We start from the raw sequence: 23,378 nt of genomic DNA, 5'->3' as shown, positions 1-23,378 counted from the left end.
TGGGAGCCAGAGTGATTGAGGCTGATGTAGCGACACTTCCACCATGTGTATCCTGCACATCATAGGTAAAGGAGACTTTACCGTTGTAATCTTGTGTAGGATGAAAGGTGAAGGTTCCGTCATGGTTATCGGTGATATTGCCATGGTCGGCGGTGAGATTGGCCACAGAGAGTTGCCCTGCATCATTGTGGTCGATGTCTGTAGCGTTGGCGAGTAAATCAGAAACGTGTAGAACGACATCTGTATCTTCAGTACCAGCCGCAAGTGTAACTGCGGAGCTAACAACGGGAGCATCATTGTCACCTAGGATAGTGACTTGAATTTGATGAGGTGTACCATCAGCAGAACGCACAGTAACAGTATCAATTAACGTTTCATTACTACCGAGAGATTGAATCTTTGCGAGGCTATTATCAATCTCATAGCGATATGAACCATTGGATTGAAGAATGAGTTTTCCACCTTCCTGTGTCGTATATCCGGTATCCCATGTGCCTGTTTGTTGGTTTTGATGAAGATTCCCATCAAAATGATCTTCTCCAGCATCGGCGTCAGTAATGGTCAATTGACCGTTGTATATGATCGTATTACCGGAGTTTAGGGTAAGGTTATGATCCTCTTGAACAGTAAAGGTGTCTTGTCCACCAATTGTTGCACCGTCATTCGTTCCGTGTACAACTAACGTTAGAGTCTTCGTATCCGTACCACCATTATGATCATCCACTTTTACCTGAACATGTATAACTTGGTCATTGTTTGCTCCCAAGTTTTGATAACTTGCATGGGAAGGGTCAAAAGTGTAACTACCATCATTGTTAAAGGTTAAGCCATCTACAGGTTTCTCAATAGTGAAGGTATGCGTGTCTTTTGTATCCACATCCGTGGCATGCATCTGACCAGATAAAAGGGTTCCACCTTCAGTTACCGATTGTGATTGGGCTGAGAGGACTGGTTTATCATTGGTCCCCTCAACGGTAAACTCCACTTTGTGTTGAGTTCCATCAACGCTGTGAATTGTATACTCCTCTTTGAGTATTTCACCCTCTGAGAGATGTTGTACTAAATAATTACTCATATGGTAGTAATAGTTACCATTACTATTAACCTGAAGATCTCCACCATGAGACCCTTGATAAATACCACCATAGAGCACATCTGGGAATTGCGACTGTGCAGGACCATCAGGGTCAACAACATGGAACACACCAGAAGCTCCAAGGAGATGCCCACTGGAGATATCCACATTGATATCCTCTTTAACCCCAGAACCGGAGCCTGTAATAACCGCTGCATCACCTACTGCACTCAATGAAGTGGTTGCGCTAGTATGCGTAACCCCGCCGTGAGCATCTTGCACATCATAAGTGAAATGAACCTGACCGTTATAGTCTTGGTCTGGATGGAACGTAAATGAACCATCGGCATTTTGCGTGACCGTACCGTGATCGGCAGTTACTGCATCAACGTGCAAAGTGCCAGCATCGTTTTTATCGATATCAGTCGCACCTGCTAATAACTGAGTTTGTGTGATACGAAGAGTCTGATCCTCGGTACCTGCAGGCAACACGCGACTTCCAGTAACGGTAGGTGCATCATTGGTCCCTGTTATGGTGATTTGTAGCTCTTGCGTGGTTCCATCAACAGTATGCACCGTGACTTTATCGATATAGGATTGTCCCTGTCCTAGAGACTGCACTTGAGTAATATTATTATCGAGTTGGTAGTCCCAGTCGCCATCCGGAGTTACGACAACCTCTGCACCGAGTGTGGAGGTATAACCAATTCCCGCATAATTGTGGGCATGTAGAACAGGATCAAACTTAGCCTCTCCAGAATCAATGTCGGAGACATGCATTGTCCCACCTGCTAACAACCAATTCATACCATTGATACGATCTTCTGTTACCGTACCTGTGGTTGTACCCGTAATAACAGCTGCATCATTCTGACCGTTTACAACTATTGAAATCTGGTGTGGTGTACTATCTGCTGACTGAACCGTAATGATATCTTTAACTTGCTGGCCTTTAGCTAGTGCTTGAACTGAAGGATTTGAGTTGTCGAGATCATACGTCCAAGCACCACTGTCAGTCAGGTGTAAAGTACCTAGTGAGCCTTTTATGTCGGTATTGGAGAAGTGTGCTTCGCCGGTATCAACATCGGTTACAGTAAGGATGCCAGAGGTTTGAAGCTGAGATTCTTCGGTTACTGCACCTGAGTTTGTCCCACCGATTACAGCGGAATCATTAGTGCCATTTACTGTGATAGTCACTTGATGCGGCGTGCCATCTGCAGAGTGAACAGTAATGGTATCGGTAGCAGTTTTATTCACGCCTAACGTTTGAACGCTAGGGTTTGTGTTATCGAGGTCGTAAGTCCAAGCGCCTGAATCGGTCAGATGTAGAGTCCCCAAGTTGCCTACGATATCTGTGTTGGAGAAGTGTGCTTCGCCAGTATCGACATCAGTGACAGTCAGCGTACCAGAGGTTTGAAGCTGAGACTCTTCAGTCACCGCACCGGAGTTGGTGCCACCGATTACAGCGGAATCGTTAGTACCGTTAACCGTAATCGTCACTTGGTGTGGTGTGCCGTCAGCGGAATGGACAGTAATAGTATCGGTGGCGGTTGCCCCATTACTTAACGCTTGAACTGTGTGGTTTGTGTTATCAAGAGCGTAGGTCCATGTACCCGAATCATTGAGATGTAAGGTGCCTAGAGTTCCAGCAATATCGGTATTGGAGAAGTGTGCTTCGTCTGCATCAACATCAGTCACAGTCAGTGAGCCAGAGGTTTGAAGTTGAGATTCTTCGGTGACCGCGCCGGCACTTGTTCCGCTTATCACGGCTTTGTCATTGGTTCCGTTAATTGTCACCTTGATAGTGGACGGTGTGCCATCAACAGACGACACCGTGAAGGTCTCTTCGACTTTATCGCCGACGTTTAATTGATTAAATGCGCTGTTGGCGGTGAATGTCCAATGACCATTAGCATCAATAGTCAGGTCGCCATTGGTGCCAGTAATCGAATCAGGAGTAAACGTGTTGTCTGGGTTGTCCACATCGGTACTGGTGAGGGTTCCAGAAGTTGTTATAGCGCTGTCCGTTTCATCCACACTGGCTGTTGCGGTACTGACTGTCGCTGCATCGTTAGTACCGTTAATCATCACTTTGATCGTTGACGTTGTGCCATCAATAGACGAGACAGTGAAAGTCTCTTCGACTTTATCGCCGACGTTTAATTGGTTAAATGCGTTGTTCGAGGTGAACACCCAATGCCCATTAGCATCAATAGTCAGGTCGCCGTTAGATCCAGTAATCGAGTCGGGTGTGAAGGTATTGTCTGGGTTATCCACGTCAGTACTGGTTAGCGTGCCTGATGTGGTTACTGCTTTGTCGGTTTCATCGATGGCGACGGTCGCACTGCTGACAGTAGCGGTGTCGTTAGTACCGTTAATCGTGACTTTTATGGTGGAAGGTGTGCCATCGATGGACGAGACAGTGAAGGTTTCTTCGACTTTATCGCCGATGTTTAATTGATTAAACGCGCTGTTGGCAGTAAATACCCAATGACCATTAGCATCAATAGTCAGGTCACCGTTGGTGCCTGCAATCGAATCCGGCGTAAACGTATTGTCTGGATTGTCTACATCGGTACTAGTCAATGTTCCTGATGTCGTTACCGCTTTATCAGTCTCATCCACGCTGACTGTTGCGGTACTGACTGTCGCTGCATCGTTGGTGCCATTAATCGTCACCTTGATGGTGGACGGTGTGCCATCTACAGACGACACAGTAAAGGTCTCTTCGACTTTATCGCCAACATTCAATTGATTAAACGAACTGTTGGCGGTGAACACCCAACGTCCACTGGCATCAATAGTGAGGTCACCGTTAGCTCCAGTAATCGAGTCAGGTGTGAAAGTGTTATCTGGATTATCTACGTCGGTACTGGTCAATGTTCCTGATGTCGTTACTGCTTTGTCGGTTTCATCAATGGCGACGGTCGCACTGCTAACAGTTGCGGCGTCGTTAGTGCCGTTAATCGTCACTTTTATGGTCGACGGTGTGCCATCAACTGACGATACCGTAAAGGTCTCTTCGACTTTATCGCCGACGTTTAATTGGTTAAACGCGCTGTTGGCGGTGAACGCCCAATGACCATTAGCATCAATAGTCAGGTCGCCATTGGTGCCAGTAATCGAATCTGGTGTGAAGGTATTGTCTGGGTTATCCACGTCAGTACTGGTTAATGTGCCTGATGTGGTTACTGCTTTGTCGGTTTCATCAATGGCGACGGTCGCACTGCTGACAGTAGCAGCGTCGTTAGTGCCATTAATTGTGACCTTGATCGTCGAAGGGTGCCATCGATGGACGACACCGTGAAGGTCTCTTCGATCTTGTCGCCGACGTTCAATTGATTAAACGCACTGTTGGCGGTGAACACCCAATGCCCATTAGCATCAATAGTTAGGTCACCGTTGGTGCCAGTAATTGAATCCGGCGTAAACGTATTGTCTGGGTTGTCCACATCGGTACTGGTTAGCGTGCCTGAGGTAGTTACTGCTTTGTCGGTCTCATCGATGGCAATGGTCGCACTGCTGACAGTTGCGGCATCGTTAGTGCCGTTGATCGTCACCTTGATGGTGGACGGTGTGCCATCTACAGACGACACAGTAAAGGTCTCTTCGACTTTATCGCCAACATTCAATTGATTAAACGAACTGTTGGCGGTGAACACCAATGTCCACTGGCATCAATAGTGAGGTCACCGTTGGTGCCTGAAATCGAATCCGGTGTGAAGGTATTATCTGGATTATCGACGTCGATACTGGTGAGGGTGCCTGATGTCGTTACTGCTTTGTCGGTTTCATCAATGGCGACGGTCGCACTGCTAACAGTTGCGGCATCGTTAGTGCCGTTAATCGTGACTTTGATGGTCGAAGGTGTGCCATCTACAGACGACACAGTAAAGGTCTCTTCGACTTTATCGCCAACATTCAATTGATTAAACGAACTGTTGGCGGTGAACACCCAATGTCCACTGGCATCAATAGTGAGGTCACCGTTAGCTCCAGTAATCGAGTCAGGTGTGAAAGTGTTATCTGGATTATCTACGTCGGTACTGGTCAATGTTCCTGATGTCGTTACTGCTTTGTCGGTTTCATCAATGGCGACGGTCGCACTGCTAACAGTTGCGGCGTCGTTAGTGCCGTTAATCGTCACTTTGATGGTCGACGGTGTGCCATCAACTGACGATACCGTAAAGGTCTCTTCGACTTTATCGCCGACGTTTAATTGGTTAAACGCGCTGTTGGCGGTGAACGCCCAATGACCATTGGCATCAATAATAAGGTCGCCATTGGTGCCTGAAATAGAATCCGGCGTAAACGTGTTGTCTGGGTTGTCTACATCGGTACTAGTCAATGTTCCTGAAGTCGTTACTGCTTTGTCGGTTTCATCGATAGCGACGGTCGCACTGCTGACAGTTGCGGCATCGTTAGTGCCGTTGATCGTCACCTTGATGGTGGACGGTGTGCCATCTACAGACGACACAGTAAAGGTCTCTTCGACTTTATCGCCAACATTCAATTGATTAAACGCACTGTTGGCGGTGAACACCCAACGTCCACTGGCATCAATAGTGAGGTCACCGTTAGCTCCAGTAATCGAGTCAGGTGTGAAAGTGTTATCTGGATTATCTACGTCGGTACTGGTCAATGTTCCTGATGTCGTTACTGCTTTGTCGGTTTCATCAATGGCGACGGTCGCACTGCTAACAGTTGCGGCGTCGTTAGTGCCGTTAATCGTCACTTTTATGGTCGACGGTGTGCCATCAACTGACGATACCGTAAAGGTCTCTTCGACTTTATCGCCGACGTTTAATTGGTTAAACGCGCTGTTGGCGGTGAACGCCCAATGACCATTAGCATCAATAGTCAGGTCGCCATTGGTGCCAGTAATCGAATCTGGTGTGAAGGTATTGTCTGGGTTATCCACGTCAGTACTGGTTAATGTGCCTGATGTGGTTACTGCTTTGTCGGTTTCATCAATGGCGACGGTCGCACTGCTGACAGTAGCAGCGTCGTTAGTGCCATTAATTGTGACCTTGATCGTCGAAGGGTGCCATCGATGGGCGACACCGTGAAGGTCTCTTCGATCTTGTCGCCGACGTTCAATTGATTAAACGCACTGTTGGCGGTGAACACCCAATGCCCATTAGCATCAATAGTTAGGTCACCGTTGGTGCCAGTAATTGAATCCGGCGTAAACGTATTGTCTGGGTTGTCCACATCGGTACTGGTTAGCGTGCCTGAGGTAGTTACTGCTTTGTCGGTCTCATCGATGGCAATGGTCGCACTGCTGACAGTTGCGGCATCGTTAGTGCCGTTGATCGTCACCTTGATGGTGGACGGTGTGCCATCTACAGACGACACAGTAAAGGTCTCTTCGACTTTATCGCCAACATTCAATTGATTAAACGAACTGTTGGCGGTGAACACCCAATGCCCACTGGCATCAATAGTGAGGTCACCGTTGGTGCCTGAAATCGAATCCGGTGTGAAGGTATTATCTGGATTATCGACGTCGATACTGGTGAGGGTGCCTGATGTCGTTACTGCTTTGTCGGTTTCATCAATGGCGACGGTCGCACTGCTAACAGTTGCGGCATCGTTAGTGCCGTTAATCGTGACTTTGATGGTCGAGGATGTGCCATCAATAGACGACACCGTGAAGGTCTCTTCGACTTTATCGCCGACGTTTAATTGATTAAATGCGCTGTTGGCGGTGAACACCCAATGCCCATTAGCATCAATAGTGAGGTCACCGTTGGTGCCAGTAATTGAATCCGGCGTAAACGTATTGTCTGGGTTGTCCACATCGGTACTGGTTAGCGTGCCTGAGGTAGTTACTGCTTTGTCGGTTTCATCAATGGCGACGGTCGCACTGCTAACAGTTGCGGCGTCGTTAGTGCCGTTAATCGTCACTTTTATGGTCGACGGTGTGCCATCAACTGACGATACCGTAAAGGTCTCTTCGACTTTATCGCCGACGTTTAATTGGTTAAACGCGCTGTTGGCGGTGAACGCCCAATGACCATTGGCATCAATAATAAGGTCGCCATTGGTGCCTGAAATAGAATCCGGCGTAAACGTGTTGTCTGGGTTGTCTACATCGGTACTAGTCAATGTTCCTGAAGTCGTTACTGCTTTGTCGGTTTCATCGATAGCGACGGTCGCACTGCTGACAGTTGCGGCATCGTTAGTGCCGTTGATCGTCACCTTGATGGTGGACGGTGTGCCATCTACAGACGACACAGTAAAGGTCTCTTCGACTTTATCGCCAACATTCAATTGATTAAACGCACTGTTGGCGGTGAACACCCAACGTCCACTGGCATCAATAGTGAGGTCACCGTTAGCTCCAGTAATCGAGTCAGGTGTGAAAGTGTTATCTGGATTATCTACGTCGGTACTGGTCAATGTTCCTGATGTCGTTACTGCTTTGTCGGTTTCATCAATGGCGACGGTCGCACTGCTAACAGTTGCGGCGTCGTTAGTGCCGTTAATCGTCACTTTTATGGTCGACGGTGTGCCATCAACTGACGATACCGTAAAGGTCTCTTCGACTTTATCGCCGACGTTTAATTGGTTAAACGCGCTGTTGGCGGTGAACGCCCAATGACCATTAGCATCAATAGTCAGGTCGCCATTGGTGCCAGTAATCGAATCTGGTGTGAAGGTATTGTCTGGGTTATCCACGTCAGTACTGGTTAATGTGCCTGATGTGGTTACTGCTTTGTCGGTTTCATCAATGGCGACGGTCGCACTGCTGACAGTAGCAGCGTCGTTAGTGCCATTAATTGTGACCTTGATCGTCGAAGGGGTGCCATCGATGGGCGACACCGTGAAGGTCTCTTCGATCTTGTCGCCGACGTTCAATTGATTAAACGCACTGTTGGCGGTGAACACCCAATGCCCATTAGCATCAATAGTTAGGTCACCGTTGGTGCCAGTAATTGAATCCGGCGTAAACGTATTGTCTGGGTTGTCCACATCGGTACTGGTTAGCGTGCCTGAGGTAGTTACTGCTTTGTCGGTCTCATCGATGGCAATGGTCGCACTGCTGACAGTTGCGGCATCGTTAGTGCCGTTGATCGTCACCTTGATGGTGGACGGTGTGCCATCTACAGACGACACAGTAAAGGTCTCTTCGACTTTATCGCCAACATTCAATTGATTAAACGAACTGTTGGCGGTGAACACCCAATGCCCACTGGCATCAATAGTGAGGTCACCGTTGGTGCCTGAAATCGAATCCGGTGTGAAGGTATTATCTGGATTATCGACGTCGATACTGGTGAGGGTGCCTGATGTCGTTACTGCTTTGTCGGTTTCATCAATGGCGACGGTCGCACTGCTAACAGTTGCGGCATCGTTAGTGCCGTTAATCGTGACTTTGATGGTCGAGGATGTGCCATCAATAGACGACACCGTGAAGGTCTCTTCGACTTTATCGCCGACGTTTAATTGATTAAATGCGCTGTTGGCGGTGAACACCCAATGCCCATTAGCATCAATAGTTAGGTCACCGTTGGTGCCAGTAATTGAATCCGGCGTAAACGTATTGTCTGGGTTGTCCACATCGGTACTGGTTAGCGTGCCTGAGGTAGTTACTGCTTTGTCGGTCTCATCGATGGCAATGGTCGCACTGCTGACAGTTGCGGCATCGTTAGTGCCGTTGATCGTCACCTTGATGGTGGACGGTGTGCCATCTACAGACGACACAGTAAAGGTCTCTTCGACTTTATCGCCAACATTCAATTGATTAAACGAACTGTTGGCGGTGAACACCCAATGTCCACTGGCATCAATAGTGAGGTCACCGTTGGTGCCTGAAATCGAATCCGGTGTGAAGGTATTATCTGGATTATCGACGTCGATACTGGTGAGGGTGCCTGATGTCGTTACTGCTTTGTCGGTTTCATCAATGGCGACGGTCGCACTGCTAACAGTTGCGGCATCGTTAGTGCCGTTAATCGTGACTTTGATGGTCGAAGGTGTGCCATCTACAGACGACACAGTAAAGGTCTCTTCGACTTTATCGCCAACATTCAATTGATTAAACGAACTGTTGGCGGTGAACACCCAATGTCCACTGGCATCAATAGTGAGGTCACCGTTAGCTCCAGTAATCGAGTCAGGTGTGAAAGTGTTATCTGGATTATCTACGTCGGTACTGGTCAATGTTCCTGATGTCGTTACTGCTTTGTCGGTTTCATCAATGGCGACGGTCGCACTGCTAACAGTTGCGGCGTCGTTAGTGCCGTTAATCGTCACTTTGATGGTCGACGGTGTGCCATCAACTGACGATACCGTAAAGGTCTCTTCGACTTTATCGCCGACGTTTAATTGGTTAAACGCGCTGTTGGCGGTGAACGCCCAATGACCATTGGCATCAATAATAAGGTCGCCATTGGTGCCTGAAATAGAATCCGGCGTAAACGTGTTGTCTGGGTTGTCTACATCGGTACTAGTCAATGTTCCTGAAGTCGTTACTGCTTTGTCGGTTTCATCGATAGCGACGGTCGCACTGCTGACAGTTGCGGCATCGTTAGTGCCGTTGATCGTCACCTTGATGGTGGACGGTGTGCCATCTACAGACGACACAGTAAAGGTCTCTTCGACTTTATCGCCAACATTCAATTGATTAAACGCACTGTTGGCGGTGAACACCCAACGTCCACTGGCATCAATAGTGAGGTCACCGTTAGCTCCAGTAATCGAGTCAGGTGTGAAAGTGTTATCTGGATTATCTACGTCGGTACTGGTCAATGTTCCTGATGTCGTTACTGCTTTGTCGGTTTCATCAATGGCGACGGTCGCACTGCTAACAGTTGCGGCGTCGTTAGTGCCGTTAATCGTCACTTTTATGGTCGACGGTGTGCCATCAACTGACGATACCGTAAAGGTCTCTTCGACTTTATCGCCGACGTTTAATTGGTTAAACGCGCTGTTGGCGGTGAACGCCCAATGACCATTAGCATCAATAGTCAGGTCGCCATTGGTGCCAGTAATCGAATCTGGTGTGAAGGTATTGTCTGGGTTATCCACGTCAGTACTGGTTAATGTGCCTGATGTGGTTACTGCTTTGTCGGTTTCATCAATGGCGACGGTCGCACTGCTGACAGTAGCAGCGTCGTTAGTGCCATTAATTGTGACCTTGATCGTCGAAGGGGTGCCATCGATGGGCGACACCGTGAAGGTCTCTTCGATCTTGTCGCCGACGTTCAATTGATTAAACGCACTGTTGGCGGTGAACACCCAATGCCCATTAGCATCAATAGTTAGGTCACCGTTGGTGCCAGTAATTGAATCCGGCGTAAACGTATTGTCTGGGTTGTCCACATCGGTACTGGTTAGCGTGCCTGAGGTAGTTACTGCTTTGTCGGTCTCATCGATGGCAATGGTCGCACTGCTGACAGTTGCGGCATCGTTAGTGCCGTTGATCGTCACCTTGATGGTGGACGGTGTGCCATCTACAGACGACACAGTAAAGGTCTCTTCGACTTTATCGCCAACATTCAATTGATTAAACGAACTGTTGGCGGTGAACACCCAATGCCCACTGGCATCAATAGTGAGGTCACCGTTGGTGCCTGAAATCGAATCCGGTGTGAAGGTATTATCTGGATTATCGACGTCGATACTGGTGAGGGTGCCTGATGTCGTTACTGCTTTGTCGGTTTCATCAATGGCGACGGTCGCACTGCTAACAGTTGCGGCATCGTTAGTGCCGTTAATCGTGACTTTGATGGTCGAGGATGTGCCATCAATAGACGACACCGTGAAGGTCTCTTCGACTTTATCGCCGACGTTTAATTGATTAAATGCGCTGTTGGCGGTGAACACCCAATGCCCATTAGCATCAATAGTGAGGTCACCGTTGGTGCCAGTAATTGAATCCGGCGTAAACGTATTGTCTGGGTTGTCCACATCGGTACTGGTTAGCGTGCCTGAGGTAGTTACTGCTTTGTCGGTTTCATCAATGGCGACGGTCGCACTGCTAACAGTTGCGGCGTCGTTAGTGCCGTTAATCGTCACTTTTATGGTCGACGGTGTGCCATCAACTGACGATACCGTAAAGGTCTCTTCGACTTTATCGCCGACGTTTAATTGGTTAAACGCGCTGTTGGCGGTGAACGCCCAATGACCATTGGCATCAATAATAAGGTCGCCATTGGTGCCTGAAATAGAATCCGGCGTAAACGTGTTGTCTGGGTTGTCTACATCGGTACTAGTCAATGTTCCTGAAGTCGTTACTGCTTTGTCGGTTTCATCGATAGCGACGGTCGCACTGCTGACAGTTGCGGCATCGTTAGTGCCGTTGATCGTCACCTTGATGGTGGACGGTGTGCCATCTACAGACGACACAGTAAAGGTCTCTTCGACTTTATCGCCAACATTCAATTGATTAAACGCACTGTTGGCGGTGAACACCCAACGTCCACTGGCATCAATAGTGAGGTCACCGTTAGCTCCAGTAATCGAGTCAGGTGTGAAAGTGTTATCTGGATTATCTACGTCGGTACTGGTCAATGTTCCTGATGTCGTTACTGCTTTGTCGGTTTCATCAATGGCGACGGTCGCACTGCTAACAGTTGCGGCGTCGTTAGTGCCGTTAATCGTCACTTTTATGGTCGACGGTGTGCCATCAACTGACGATACCGTAAAGGTCTCTTCGACTTTATCGCCGACGTTTAATTGGTTAAACGCGCTGTTGGCGGTGAACGCCCAATGACCATTAGCATCAATAGTCAGGTCGCCATTGGTGCCAGTAATCGAATCTGGTGTGAAGGTATTGTCTGGGTTATCCACGTCAGTACTGGTTAATGTGCCTGATGTGGTTACTGCTTTGTCGGTTTCATCAATGGCGACGGTCGCACTGCTGACAGTAGCAGCGTCGTTAGTGCCATTAATTGTGACCTTGATCGTCGAAGGGTGCCATCGATGGGCGACACCGTGAAGGTCTCTTCGATCTTGTCGCCGACGTTCAATTGATTAAACGCACTGTTGGCGGTGAACACCCAATGCCCATTAGCATCAATAGTTAGGTCACCGTTGGTGCCAGTAATTGAATCCGGCGTAAACGTATTGTCTGGGTTGTCCACATCGGTACTGGTTAGCGTGCCTGAGGTAGTTACTGCTTTGTCGGTCTCATCGATGGCAATGGTCGCACTGCTGACAGTTGCGGCATCGTTAGTGCCGTTGATCGTCACCTTGATGGTGGACGGTGTGCCATCTACAGACGACACAGTAAAGGTCTCTTCGACTTTATCGCCAACATTCAATTGATTAAACGAACTGTTGGCGGTGAACACCCAATGCCCACTGGCATCAATAGTGAGGTCACCGTTGGTGCCTGAAATCGAATCCGGTGTGAAGGTATTATCTGGATTATCGACGTCGATACTGGTGAGGGTGCCTGATGTCGTTACTGCTTTGTCGGTTTCATCAATGGCGACGGTCGCACTGCTAACAGTTGCGGCATCGTTAGTGCCGTTAATCGTGACTTTGATGGTCGAGGATGTGCCATCAATAGACGACACCGTGAAGGTCTCTTCGACTTTATCGCCGACGTTTAATTGATTAAATGCGCTGTTGGCGGTGAACACCCAATGCCCATTAGCATCAATAGTTAGGTCACCGTTGGTGCCAGTAATTGAATCCGGCGTAAACGTATTGTCTGGGTTGTCCACATCGGTACTGGTTAGCGTGCCTGAGGTAGTTACTGCTTTGTCGGTCTCATCGATGGCAATGGTCGCACTGCTGACAGTTGCGGCATCGTTAGTGCCGTTGATCGTCACCTTGATGGTGGACGGTGTGCCATCTACAGACGACACAGTAAAGGTCTCTTCGACTTTATCGCCAACATTCAATTGATTAAACGAACTGTTGGCGGTGAACACCCAATGTCCACTGGCATCAATAGTGAGGTCACCGTTGGTGCCTGAAATCGAATCCGGTGTGAAGGTATTATCTGGATTATCGACGTCGATACTGGTGAGGGTGCCTGATGTCGTTACTGCTTTGTCGGTTTCATCAATGGCGACGGTCGCACTGCTAACAGTTGCGGCATCGTTAGTGCCGTTAATCGTGACTTTGATGGTCGAAGGTGTGCCATCTACAGACGACACAGTAAAGGTCTCTTCGACTTTATCGCCAACATTCAATTGATTAAACGCACTGTTGGCGGTGAATGTCCAATGACCATTAGCATCAATAGTGAGGTCACCGTTAGCTCCAGTAATCGAGTCAGGTGTGAAAGTGTTATCTGGATTATCTACGTCGGTACTGGTCAATGTTCCTGATGTCGTTACTGCTTTGTCGGTTTCATCAATGGCGACGGTCGCACTGCTAACAGTTGCGGCGTCGTTAGTGCCGTTAATCGTCACTTTTATGGTCGACGGTGTGCCATCAACTGACGATACCGTAAAGGTCTCTTCGACTTTATCGCCGACGTTTAATTGGTTAAACGCGCTGTTGGCGGTGAACGCCCAATGACCATTGGCATCAATAATAAGGTCGCCATTGGTGCCTGAAATAGAATCCGGCGTAAACGTGTTGTCTGGGTTGTCTACATCGGTACTAGTCAATGTTCCTGAAGTCGTTACTGCTTTGTCGGTTTCATCGATAGCGACGGTCGCACTGCTGACAGTTGCGGCATCGTTAGTGCCGTTGATCGTCACCTTGATGGTGGACGGTGTGCCATCTACAGACGACACAGTAAAGGTCTCTTCGACTTTATCGCCAACATTCAATTGATTAAACGAACTGTTGGCGGTGAACACCCAACGTCCACTGGCATCAATAGTGAGGTCACCGTTAGCTCCAGTAATCGAGTCAGGTGTGAAAGTGTTATCTGGATTATCTACGTCGGTACTGGTCAATGTTCCTGATGTCGTTACTGCTTTGTCGGTTTCATCAATGGCGACGGTCGCACTGCTAACAGTTGCGGCGTCGTTAGTGCCGTTAATCGTCACTTTTATGGTCGACGGTGTGCCATCAACTGACGATACCGTAAAGGTCTCTTCGACTTTATCGCCGACGTTTAATTGGTTAAACGCGCTGTTGGCGGTGAACGCCCAATGACCATTAGCATCAATAGTCAGGTCGCCATTGGTGCCAGTAATCGAATCTGGTGTGAAGGTATTGTCTGGGTTATCCACGTCAGTACTGGTTAATGTGCCTGATGTGGTTACTGCTTTGTCGGTTTCATCAATGGCGACGGTCGCACTGCTGACAGTAGCAGCGTCGTTAGTGCCATTAATTGTGACCTTGATCGTCGAAGGGGTGCCATCGATGGACGACACCGTGAAGGTCTCTTCGATCTTGTCGCCGACGTTCAATTGATTAAACGCACTGTTGGCGGTGAACACCCAATGCCCATTAGCATCAATAGTTAGGTCACCGTTGGTGCCAGTAATTGAATCCGGCGTAAACGTATTGTCTGGGTTGTCCACATCGGTACTGGTTAGCGTGCCTGAGGTAGTTACTGCTTTGTCGGTCTCATCGATGGCAATGGTCGCACTGCTGACAGTTGCGGCATCGTTAGTGCCGTTGATCGTCACCTTGATGGTGGACGGTGTGCCATCTACAGACGACACAGTAAAGGTCTCTTCGACTTTATCGCCAACATTCAATTGATTAAACGAACTGTTGGCGGTGAACACCCAATGTCCACTGGCATCAATAGTGAGGTCACCGTTGGTGCCTGAAATCGAATCCGGTGTGAAGGTATTATCTGGATTATCGACGTCGATACTGGTGAGGGTGCCTGATGTCGTTACTGCTTTGTCGGTTTCATCAATGGCGACGGTCGCACTGCTAACAGTTGCGGCATCGTTAGTGCCGTTAATCGTGACTTTGATGGTCGAAGGTGTGCCATCTACAGACGACACAGTAAAGGTCTCTTCGACTTTATCGCCAACATTCAATTGATTAAACGAACTGTTGGCGGTGAACACCCAATGTCCACTGGCATCAATAGTGAGGTCACCGTTAGCTCCAGTAATCGAGTCAGGTGTGAAAGTGTTATCTGGATTATCTACGTCGGTACTGGTCAATGTTCCTGATGTCGTTACTGCTTTGTCGGTTTCATCAATGGCGACGGTCGCACTGCTAACAGTTGCGGCGTCGTTAGTGCCGTTAATCGTCACTTTTATGGTCGACGGTGTGCCATCAACTGACGATACCGTAAAGGTCTCTTCGACTTTATCGCCGACGTTTAATTGGTTAAACGCGCTGTTGGCGGTGAACGCCCAATGACCATTGGCATCAATAATAAGGTCGCCATTGGTGCCTGAAATAGAATCCGGCGTAAACGTGTTGTCTGGGTTGTCTACATCGGTACTAGTCAATGTTCCTGAAGTCGTTACTGCTTTGTCGGTTTCATCGATAGCGACGGTCGCACTGCTGACAGTTGCGGCATCGTTAGTGCCGTTGATCGTCACCTTGATGGTGGACGGTGTGCCATCTACAGACGACACAGTAAAGGTCTCTTCGACTTTATCGCCAACATTCAATTGATTAAACGAACTGTTGGCGGTGAACACCCAACGTCCACTGGCATCAATAGTGAGGTCACCGTTAGCTCCAGTAATCGAGTCAGGTGTGAAAGTGTTATCTGGATTATCTACGTCGGTACTGGTCAATGTTCCTGATGTCGTTACTGCTTTGTCGGTTTCATCAATGGCGACGGTCGCACTGCTAACAGTTGCGGCGTCGTTAGTGCCGTTAATCGTCACTTTTATGGTCGACGGTGTGCCATCAACTGACGATACCGTAAAGGTCTCTTCGACTTTATCGCCGACGTTTAATTGGTTAAACGCGCTGTTGGCGGTGAACGCCCAATGACCATTAGCATCAATAGTCAGGTCGCCATTGGTGCCAGTAATCGAATCTGGTGTGAAGGTATTGTCTGGGTTATCCACGTCAGTACTGGTTAATGTGCCTGATGTGGTTACTGCTTTGTCGGTTTCATCAATGGCGACGGTCGCACTGCTGACAGTAGCAGCGTCGTTAGTGCCATTAATTGTGACCTTGATCGTCGAAGGGTGCCATCGATGGGCGACACCGTGAAGGTCTCTTCGATCTTGTCGCCGACGTTCAATTGATTAAACGCACTGTTGGCGGTGAACACCCAATGCCCATTAGCATCAATAGTGAGGTCACCGTTGGTGCCAGTAATTGAATCCGGCGTAAACGTATTGTCTGGGTTGTCCACATCGGTACTGGTTAGCGTGCCTGAGGTAGTTACTGCTTTGTCGGTCTCATCGATGGCAATGGTCGCACTGCTGACAGTTGCGGCATCGTTAGTGCCGTTGATCGTCACCTTGATGGTGGACGGTGTGCCATCTACAGACGACACAGTAAAGGTCTCTTCGACTTTATCGCCAACATTCAATTGATTAAACGAACTGTTGGCGGTGAACACCCAATGCCCACTGGCATCAATAGTGAGGTCACCGTTGGTGCCTGAAATCGAATCCGGTGTGAAGGTATTATCTGGGTTATCCACGTCAGTACTGGTTAGCGTGCCTGATGTGGTTACTGCTTTGTCGGTTTCATCGATGGCGACGGTCGCACTGCTGACAGTAGCGGTGTCGTTAGTACCGTTAATCGTGACTTTTATGGTGGAAGGTGTGCCATCGATGGACGAGACAGTGAAGGTTTCTTCGACTTTATCGCCGATGTTTAATTGATTAAACGCGCTGTTGGCAGTAAATACCCAATGACCATTAGCATCAATAGTCAGGTCACCGTTGGTGCCTGAAATCGAATCCGGTGTGAAGGTATTATCTGGATTATCGACGTCGATACTGGTGAGGGTGCCTGATGTCGTTACTGCTTTGTCGGTTTCATCAATGGCGACGGTCGCACTGCTAACAGTTGCGGTATCGTTAGTGCCGTTAATCGTGACTTTGATGGTCGAGGATGTGCCATCAATAGACGACACCGTGAAGGTCTCTTCGACTTTATCGCCGACGTTTAATTGATTAAATGCGCTGTTGGCGGTGAATGTCCAATGACCATTAGCATCAATAGTCAGGTCGCCATTGGTGCCAGTAATCGAATCCGGCGTAAACGCATTGTCTGGGTTATCCACGTCAGTACTGGTTAGTGTGCCTGAGGTGGTTACCGCTTTGTCGGTTTCATCGATGGCGACGGTCGCACTGCTGACAGTAGCGGTGTCGTTAGTACCGTTAATCGTGACTTTTATGGTGGAAGGTGTGCCATCGATGGACGAGACAGTGAAGGTTTCTTCGACTTTATCGCCGATGTTTAATTGATTAAACGCGCTGTTGGCAGTAAATACCCAATGACCACTGGCATCAATAGTCAGGTCACCGTTGGTGCCTGCAATCGAATCCGGCGTAAACGTATTGTCTGGGTTGTCTACATCGGTACTAGTCAATGTTCCTGATGTCGTTACCGCTTTATCAGTCTCATCCACGCTGACTGTTGCGGTACTGACTGTCGCTGCATCGTTGGTGCCATTAATCGTCACTTTGATGGTCGAGGGTGTGCCATCAACCGACGATACCGTGAAGGTCTCTTCGACTTTATCGCCGACGTTTAATTGGTTAAACGCGTTGTTGGCTGTGAATGTCCAATGCCCATTAGCATCAATAGTCAGGTCGCCGTTAGATCCAGTAATCGAGTCGGGTGTGAAGGTATTGTCTGGGTTATCCACGTCAGTACTGGTTAACGTGCCTGATGTGGTTACTGCTTTGTCGGTTTCATCCACACTTACAGTTGCGGTACTGACCGTCGCTTTATCATTGGTGCCATTAATTGTCACTTTGATCGTTGACGCAGTGCCATCAATAGACGAGACAGTGAAGGTCTCTTCGACTTTGTCGCCGACGTTTAATTGGTTAAACGCACTGTTCGCGGTGAACATCCAATGACCATTGGCATCAATAGTCAGGTCACCGTTGGTGCCAGTAATTGAATCCGGCGTAAACGTATTGTCTGGGTTGTCCACATCGGTACTGGTTAGCGTGCCTGAGGTAGTTACTGCTTTGTCGGTCTCATCGATGGCAATGGTCGCACTGCTGACAGTTGCGGCATCGTTAGTGCCGTTGATCGTCACCTTGATGGTGGACGGTGTGCCATCTACAGACGACACAGTAAAGGTCTCTTCGACTTTATCGCCAACATTCAATTGATTAAACGAACTGTTGGCGGTGAACACCCAATGCCCACTGGCATCAATAGTGAGGTCACCGTTGGTGCCTGAAATCGAATCCGGTGTGAAGGTATTATCTGGATTATCGACGTCGATACTGGTGAGGGTGCCTGATGTCGTTACTGCTTTGTCGGTTTCATCAATGGCGACGGTCGCACTGCTAACAGTTGCGGCATCGTTAGTGCCGTTAATCGTGACTTTGATGGTCGAGGATGTGCCATCAATAGACGACACCGTGAAGGTCTCTTCGACTTTATCGCCGACGTTTAATTGATTAAATGCGCTGTTGGCGGTGAATGTCCAATGACCATTAGCATCAATAGTCAGGTCGCCATTGGTGCCAGTAATCGAATCAGGAGTAAACGTGTTGTCTGGGTTGTCCACATCGGTACTGGTGAGGGTTCCAGAAGTTGTTATAGCGCTGTCCGTTTCATCCACACTGGCTGTTGCGGTACTGACTGTCGCTGCATCGTTAGTACCGTTAATCATCACTTTGATCGTTGACGTTGTGCCATCAATAGACGAGACAGTGAAAGTCTCTTCGACTTTATCGCCGACGTTTAATTGGTTAAATGCGTTGTTCGAGGTGAACACCCAATGCCCATTAGCATCAATAGTCAGGTCGCCGTTAGATCCAGTAATCGAGTCGGGTGTGAAGGTATTGTCTGGGTTATCCACGTCAGTACTGGTTAGCGTGCCTGATGTGGTTACTGCTTTGTCGGTTTCATCGATGGCGACGGTCGCACTGCTGACAGTAGCGGTGTCGTTAGTACCGTTAATCGTGACTTTTATGGTGGAAGGTGTGCCATCGATGGACGAGACAGTGAAGGTTTCTTCGACTTTATCGCCGATGTTTAATTGATTAAACGCGCTGTTGGCAGTAAATACCCAATGACCATTAGCATCAATAGTCAGGTCACCGTTGGTGCCTGCAATCGAATCCGGCGTAAACGTATTGTCTGGGTTGTCTACATCGGTACTAGTCAATGTTCCTGATGTCGTTACCGCTTTATCAGTCTCATCCACGCTGACTGTTGCGGTACTGACTGTCGCTGCATCGTTGGTGCCATTAATCGTCACTTTGATGGTCGAGGGTGTGCCATCAACCGACGATACCGTGAAGGTCTCTTCGACTTTATCGCCGACGTTTAATTGGTTAAACGCGTTGTTGGCTGTGAATGTCCAATGCCCATTAGCATCAATAGTCAGGTCGCCGTTAGATCCAGTAATCGAGTCGGGTGTGAAGGTATTGTCTGGGTTATCCACGTCAGTACTGGTTAACGTGCCTGATGTGGTTACTGCTTTGTCGGTTTCATCCACACTTACAGTTGCGGTACTGACCGTCGCTTTATCATTGGTGCCATTAATTGTCACTTTGATCGTTGACGCAGTGCCATCAATAGACGAGACAGTGAAGGTCTCTTCGACTTTGTCGCCGACGTTTAATTGGTTAAACGCACTGTTCGCGGTGAACATCCAATGACCATTGGCATCAATAGTCAGGTCACCGTTGGTGCCTGAAATAGAATCCGGCGTGAAGGTATTATCTGGATTATCAACATCGGTACTAGTCAATGTTCCTGATGTCGTTACCACTTTGTCTGTCTCATCGATAGCAACGGTCGCACTGCTAACAGTTGCGGCGTCGTTAGTGCCGTTAATCGTCACTTTTATGGTCGACGGTGTGCCATCGATGGACGATACCGTAAAGGTCTCTTCGACTTTATCGCCGACGTTTAATTGGTTAAACGCGCTGTTGGCGGTGAACGCCCAATGACCATTAGCATCAATAGTCAGGTCGCCATTGGTGCCAGTAATCGAATCCGGTGTAAACGCATTATCTTGATTATCCACGTCGGTACTGGTGAGGGTGCCTGAAGTTGTTACCGCTTTGTCGGTTTCATCGATGGCAACGGTCGCGCTACTGACAGTTGCGGCGTCGTTAGTGCCGTTAATCGTGACTTTGATGGTCGAGGATGTGCCATCAATAGACGACACCGTGAAGGTCTCTTCGACCTTATCGCCGACGTTTAGCTGATTAAACGCGCTGTTCGCGGTAAATACCCAGTGACCATTGGCATCAATAGTCAGGTCACCGTTGGTGCCTGAAATCGAATCCGGTGTGAATGTATTATCTGGATTATCGACGTCGATACTGGTGAGGGTTCCAGAAGTTGTTATGGCGCTGTCCGTTTCATCCACACTGACTGTTGCGGTACTGACTGTCGCTGCATCGTTAGTGCCATTAATCGTAACCTTGATGGTGGACGGTGTGCCATCTACAGACGACACAGTAAAGGTCTCTTCGACTTTATCGCCAACATTCAATTGATTAAACGAACTGTTGGCGGTGAACACCCAATGTCCACTGGCATCAATAGTCAGGTCACCGTTGGTGCCAGTAATTGAATCCGGCGTAAACGTATTGTCTGGGTTGTCCACATCGGTACTGGTTAGCGTGCCTGAGGTAGTTACTGCTTTGTCGGTCTCATCGATGGCAATGGTCGCACTGCTGACAGTTGCGGCATCGTTAGTGCCGTTGATCGTCACCTTGATGGTGGACGGTGTGCCATCTACAGACGACACAGTAAAGGTCTCTTCGACTTTATCGCCAACATTCAATTGATTAAACGAACTGTTGGCGGTGAACACCCAATGCCCACTGGCATCAATAGTGAGGTCACCGTTGGTGCCTGAAATCGAATCCGGTGTGAAGGTATTATCTGGATTATCGACGTCGATACTGGTGAGGGTGCCTGATGTCGTTACTGCTTTGTCGGTTTCATCAATGGCGACGGTCGCACTGCTAACAGTTGCGGTATCGTTAGTGCCGTTAATCGTGACTTTGATGGTCGAGGATGTGCCATCAATAGACGACACCGTGAAGGTCTCTTCGACTTTATCGCCAACATTCAATTGATTAAATGCGCTGTTGGCGGTGAATGTCCAATGACCATTAGCATCAATAGTCAGGTCGCCATTGGTGCCAGTAATCGAATCCGGCGTAAACGCATTGTCTGGGTTATCCACGTCAGTACTGGTTAGTGTGCCTGAGGTGGTTACCGCTTTGTCGGTTTCATAGATGGCAACGGTCGCACTGCTGACAGTAGCTGCGTCATTAGTGCCATTTACTGTGATAGTCACTTGATGCGGCGTGCCATCAGCAGAATGAACGGTGATGGTATCAGTAGCTGTCGAGCCCTTACCTAATGCTTGAACGGTCGGGTTAGTGTTATCAAGATCGTACGTCCAAGAACCAGTATCGGTCAGATGAAGCGTACCAAACGAGCCTGCAATATCGGTACTTCCTGTGGATGAAGTAGCGAAGTGCGCTTCACCGGTATCCACATCCGTAACAGTCAGTATGCCCGAGGTCTGAAGTTGGGACTCTTCGGTTACCGCGCCGGCACTGGTTCCACTTATCACGGCTTTATCATTGGTGCCGTTAACGGTAATTGCAATTTGATGAGGAGTGCCGTCGGCGGAGTGGATGGTTATGATGTCTGTTGTTGCAGAGCCTTGACCAAGAGCCTGAACTTGTGGATTTTTATTATCTAGATCGTAGGTCCAATCGCCATTGTCTTTAAGGTGTAAAGTACCCAGTCTCCCCTTGAGGTCGGAATTAGAAAAATGCGCCTCTTTTGAGTCGATATCGGTGATGTTGAGTTGGCCTGAAACCGTTAGGTCTTTATCTTCAGTAACTTGGCTTGAGCCATTATTTGTCCCGATAGCGAAAAACGAACTTGGTGAATTTGCTGTACTACTCGTGATTACTGCATGGTCGTTGGTGCCATTGATCGTAACCATAACTTGATGCGCTGTACCATCAGCTGAGTGAACAGTGACGATGTCTGTCGCAGTTGAACCTTGGCCAAGTCTTTGAACTACTGGGTTATTGTTGTCTAAACTGTATGTCCACGCACCGTCTTTGGTGATGCTTAGCGTACCGAAATTACTAGTCACTTGTGAGGCTTGAAAGTGGTCCTCTCCAAGATCAGAGTCCGTTACCGAAAGCTGCCCTTGAACTTGTGTCGTTAAATCTTCAGTTAACGTGCCAGCATCCACACCCGTAATTACTGCATTGTCGTCGTTCCCGCCAATCGTCATATCGATGGTTTGCGGTGTGCCATCTTTGGTGTGAATTGTGAAACTTTCATGCAGTGAAGTGGCTGCGGTTAAAGCTTGAACATTAGAGAGCGAGTTATCAACTTGATACTGCCAATGTCCATCAGCATCGATAGTTAATGAACCATATTTACCTGAGATAACTTCCGGTGTAACCGAACTTTCATTTTGGTCAGGGTCTATGACATCGATTTTGCCGTTCGCATGTAACAAGCCTTGTGAATCAATATTGTGATCTTCTGTGACGACACCTGTTAAGTCTCCAGAAATACTTGGCGTGTCTTGCTTACCTGTTACCGGTATCTGAACAATGATGCTCGAGCCATTAGATAGGTGTAACGCAAAATGGTCAGTACCTGGTTGGTGCTGATTCAACAGTATGTATTGAGGAGAATTTGGATTCAATACGAATGTGTATTGACCATTTGCATCAACATGAAGCTCTCCGTACGTACCTTTTATGACTTCTGGCATAAAGGTGACGGGTAAAGCGGGCGTCGTAGGCGCATTCGAATGAATCGGCTGACCGTTACTTCCTGAGGAGATAGTCGGCATCGATACCGAAGGAATGTAATGGACTTGCGGGTGAGAAAGCGTCGATAAATGATGAGAAGGAACCAAGTGAGAGCTCGAACCATGGGCGGCATGACTTGCACTTAAGGTTGAGTTTACGTCGTTGTCACTCGTCTGAGCTTCTTGGAGAGCAACCGCTGATGAGTCCGCCTTGCTATGGTCATCGGTGACATCTTTTTCGGTCACGTTATTTGCGATTACTTGATCTGCAGCGTCGCTGGAATTGTCTATACTCTCTGCAGCAGAGTGTTTAGCCAATGATGGCAAAATCATCATGAGTGACTGAAAAAGTGGGATATTCACTTTTAGATGTGAATGCAGTCTGCGCTTCTTTTTTTGTGTTGGTTTCTTTTGCTCTAGCTCGTTACTTTTCTTATTTTTGATTTCTGTATTTTTCTTGTTTGTTTCGACGTTTTTTTTGTTAGCCAT

The 23,378-nt window shown here is 48.3% G+C and carries 6 protein-coding genes (1 of these 6 only partly in view); all 6 read right to left on the bottom strand.

Annotation, left to right across the window (positions count from 1 at the left end):
* Tightly spaced (each overlapping or abutting the next), the 6 genes in view from OCV19_RS19540 to OCV19_RS19515 form a layout consistent with a single transcriptional unit that may run on beyond the window.
* Positions 1-4,336, bottom strand: the start of a protein-coding gene (locus OCV19_RS19540; protein ID WP_261875743.1) for a VCBS domain-containing protein. It extends 5,741 nt beyond the left edge of the window; 4,336 of the gene's 10,077 nt are visible here — the first part of the coding sequence; the start codon lies at positions 4,334-4,336; its stop codon lies beyond the left edge, outside the window.
* Positions 4,264-4,737, bottom strand: coding sequence for a VCBS domain-containing protein (locus tag OCV19_RS19535; RefSeq protein ID WP_261875735.1), 474 nt, complete (start codon positions 4,735-4,737; stop codon positions 4,264-4,266). The genes OCV19_RS19540 and OCV19_RS19535 overlap by 73 nt, the downstream gene beginning before the upstream one ends.
* The gene (locus OCV19_RS19530) at positions 4,704-6,098 is read right to left on the bottom strand and encodes a VCBS domain-containing protein (protein WP_261875742.1); all 1,395 of its coding nucleotides are present in this window, start codon (positions 6,096-6,098) and stop codon (positions 4,704-4,706) included. The genes OCV19_RS19535 and OCV19_RS19530 overlap by 34 nt, the downstream gene beginning before the upstream one ends.
* Entirely contained in the window at positions 6,026-11,977 is a 5,952-nt protein-coding gene (locus OCV19_RS19525; protein WP_261875741.1) for a VCBS domain-containing protein, read from the bottom strand. Before OCV19_RS19525 ends, OCV19_RS19530 begins: the two co-directional genes overlap by 73 nt.
* Complete coding sequence (locus OCV19_RS19520) at positions 11,905-16,092, bottom strand: beta strand repeat-containing protein (protein ID WP_261875740.1); 4,188 nt, start codon at positions 16,090-16,092, stop codon at positions 11,905-11,907. Before OCV19_RS19520 ends, OCV19_RS19525 begins: the two co-directional genes overlap by 73 nt.
* Positions 16,020-23,378 (bottom strand): VCBS domain-containing protein, encoded by a 7,359-nt coding sequence (locus OCV19_RS19515; RefSeq protein ID WP_261875734.1) that lies wholly within the window; start codon positions 23,376-23,378, stop codon positions 16,020-16,022. The genes OCV19_RS19520 and OCV19_RS19515 overlap by 73 nt, the downstream gene beginning before the upstream one ends.

Source organism: Vibrio celticus (assembly GCF_024347335.1).
GTDB lineage: Bacteria > Pseudomonadota > Gammaproteobacteria > Enterobacterales > Vibrionaceae > Vibrio > Vibrio celticus.
Note: the sequence above shows the minus strand (reverse complement) of the source record. Positions and strands in the feature narration are given on the sequence as shown.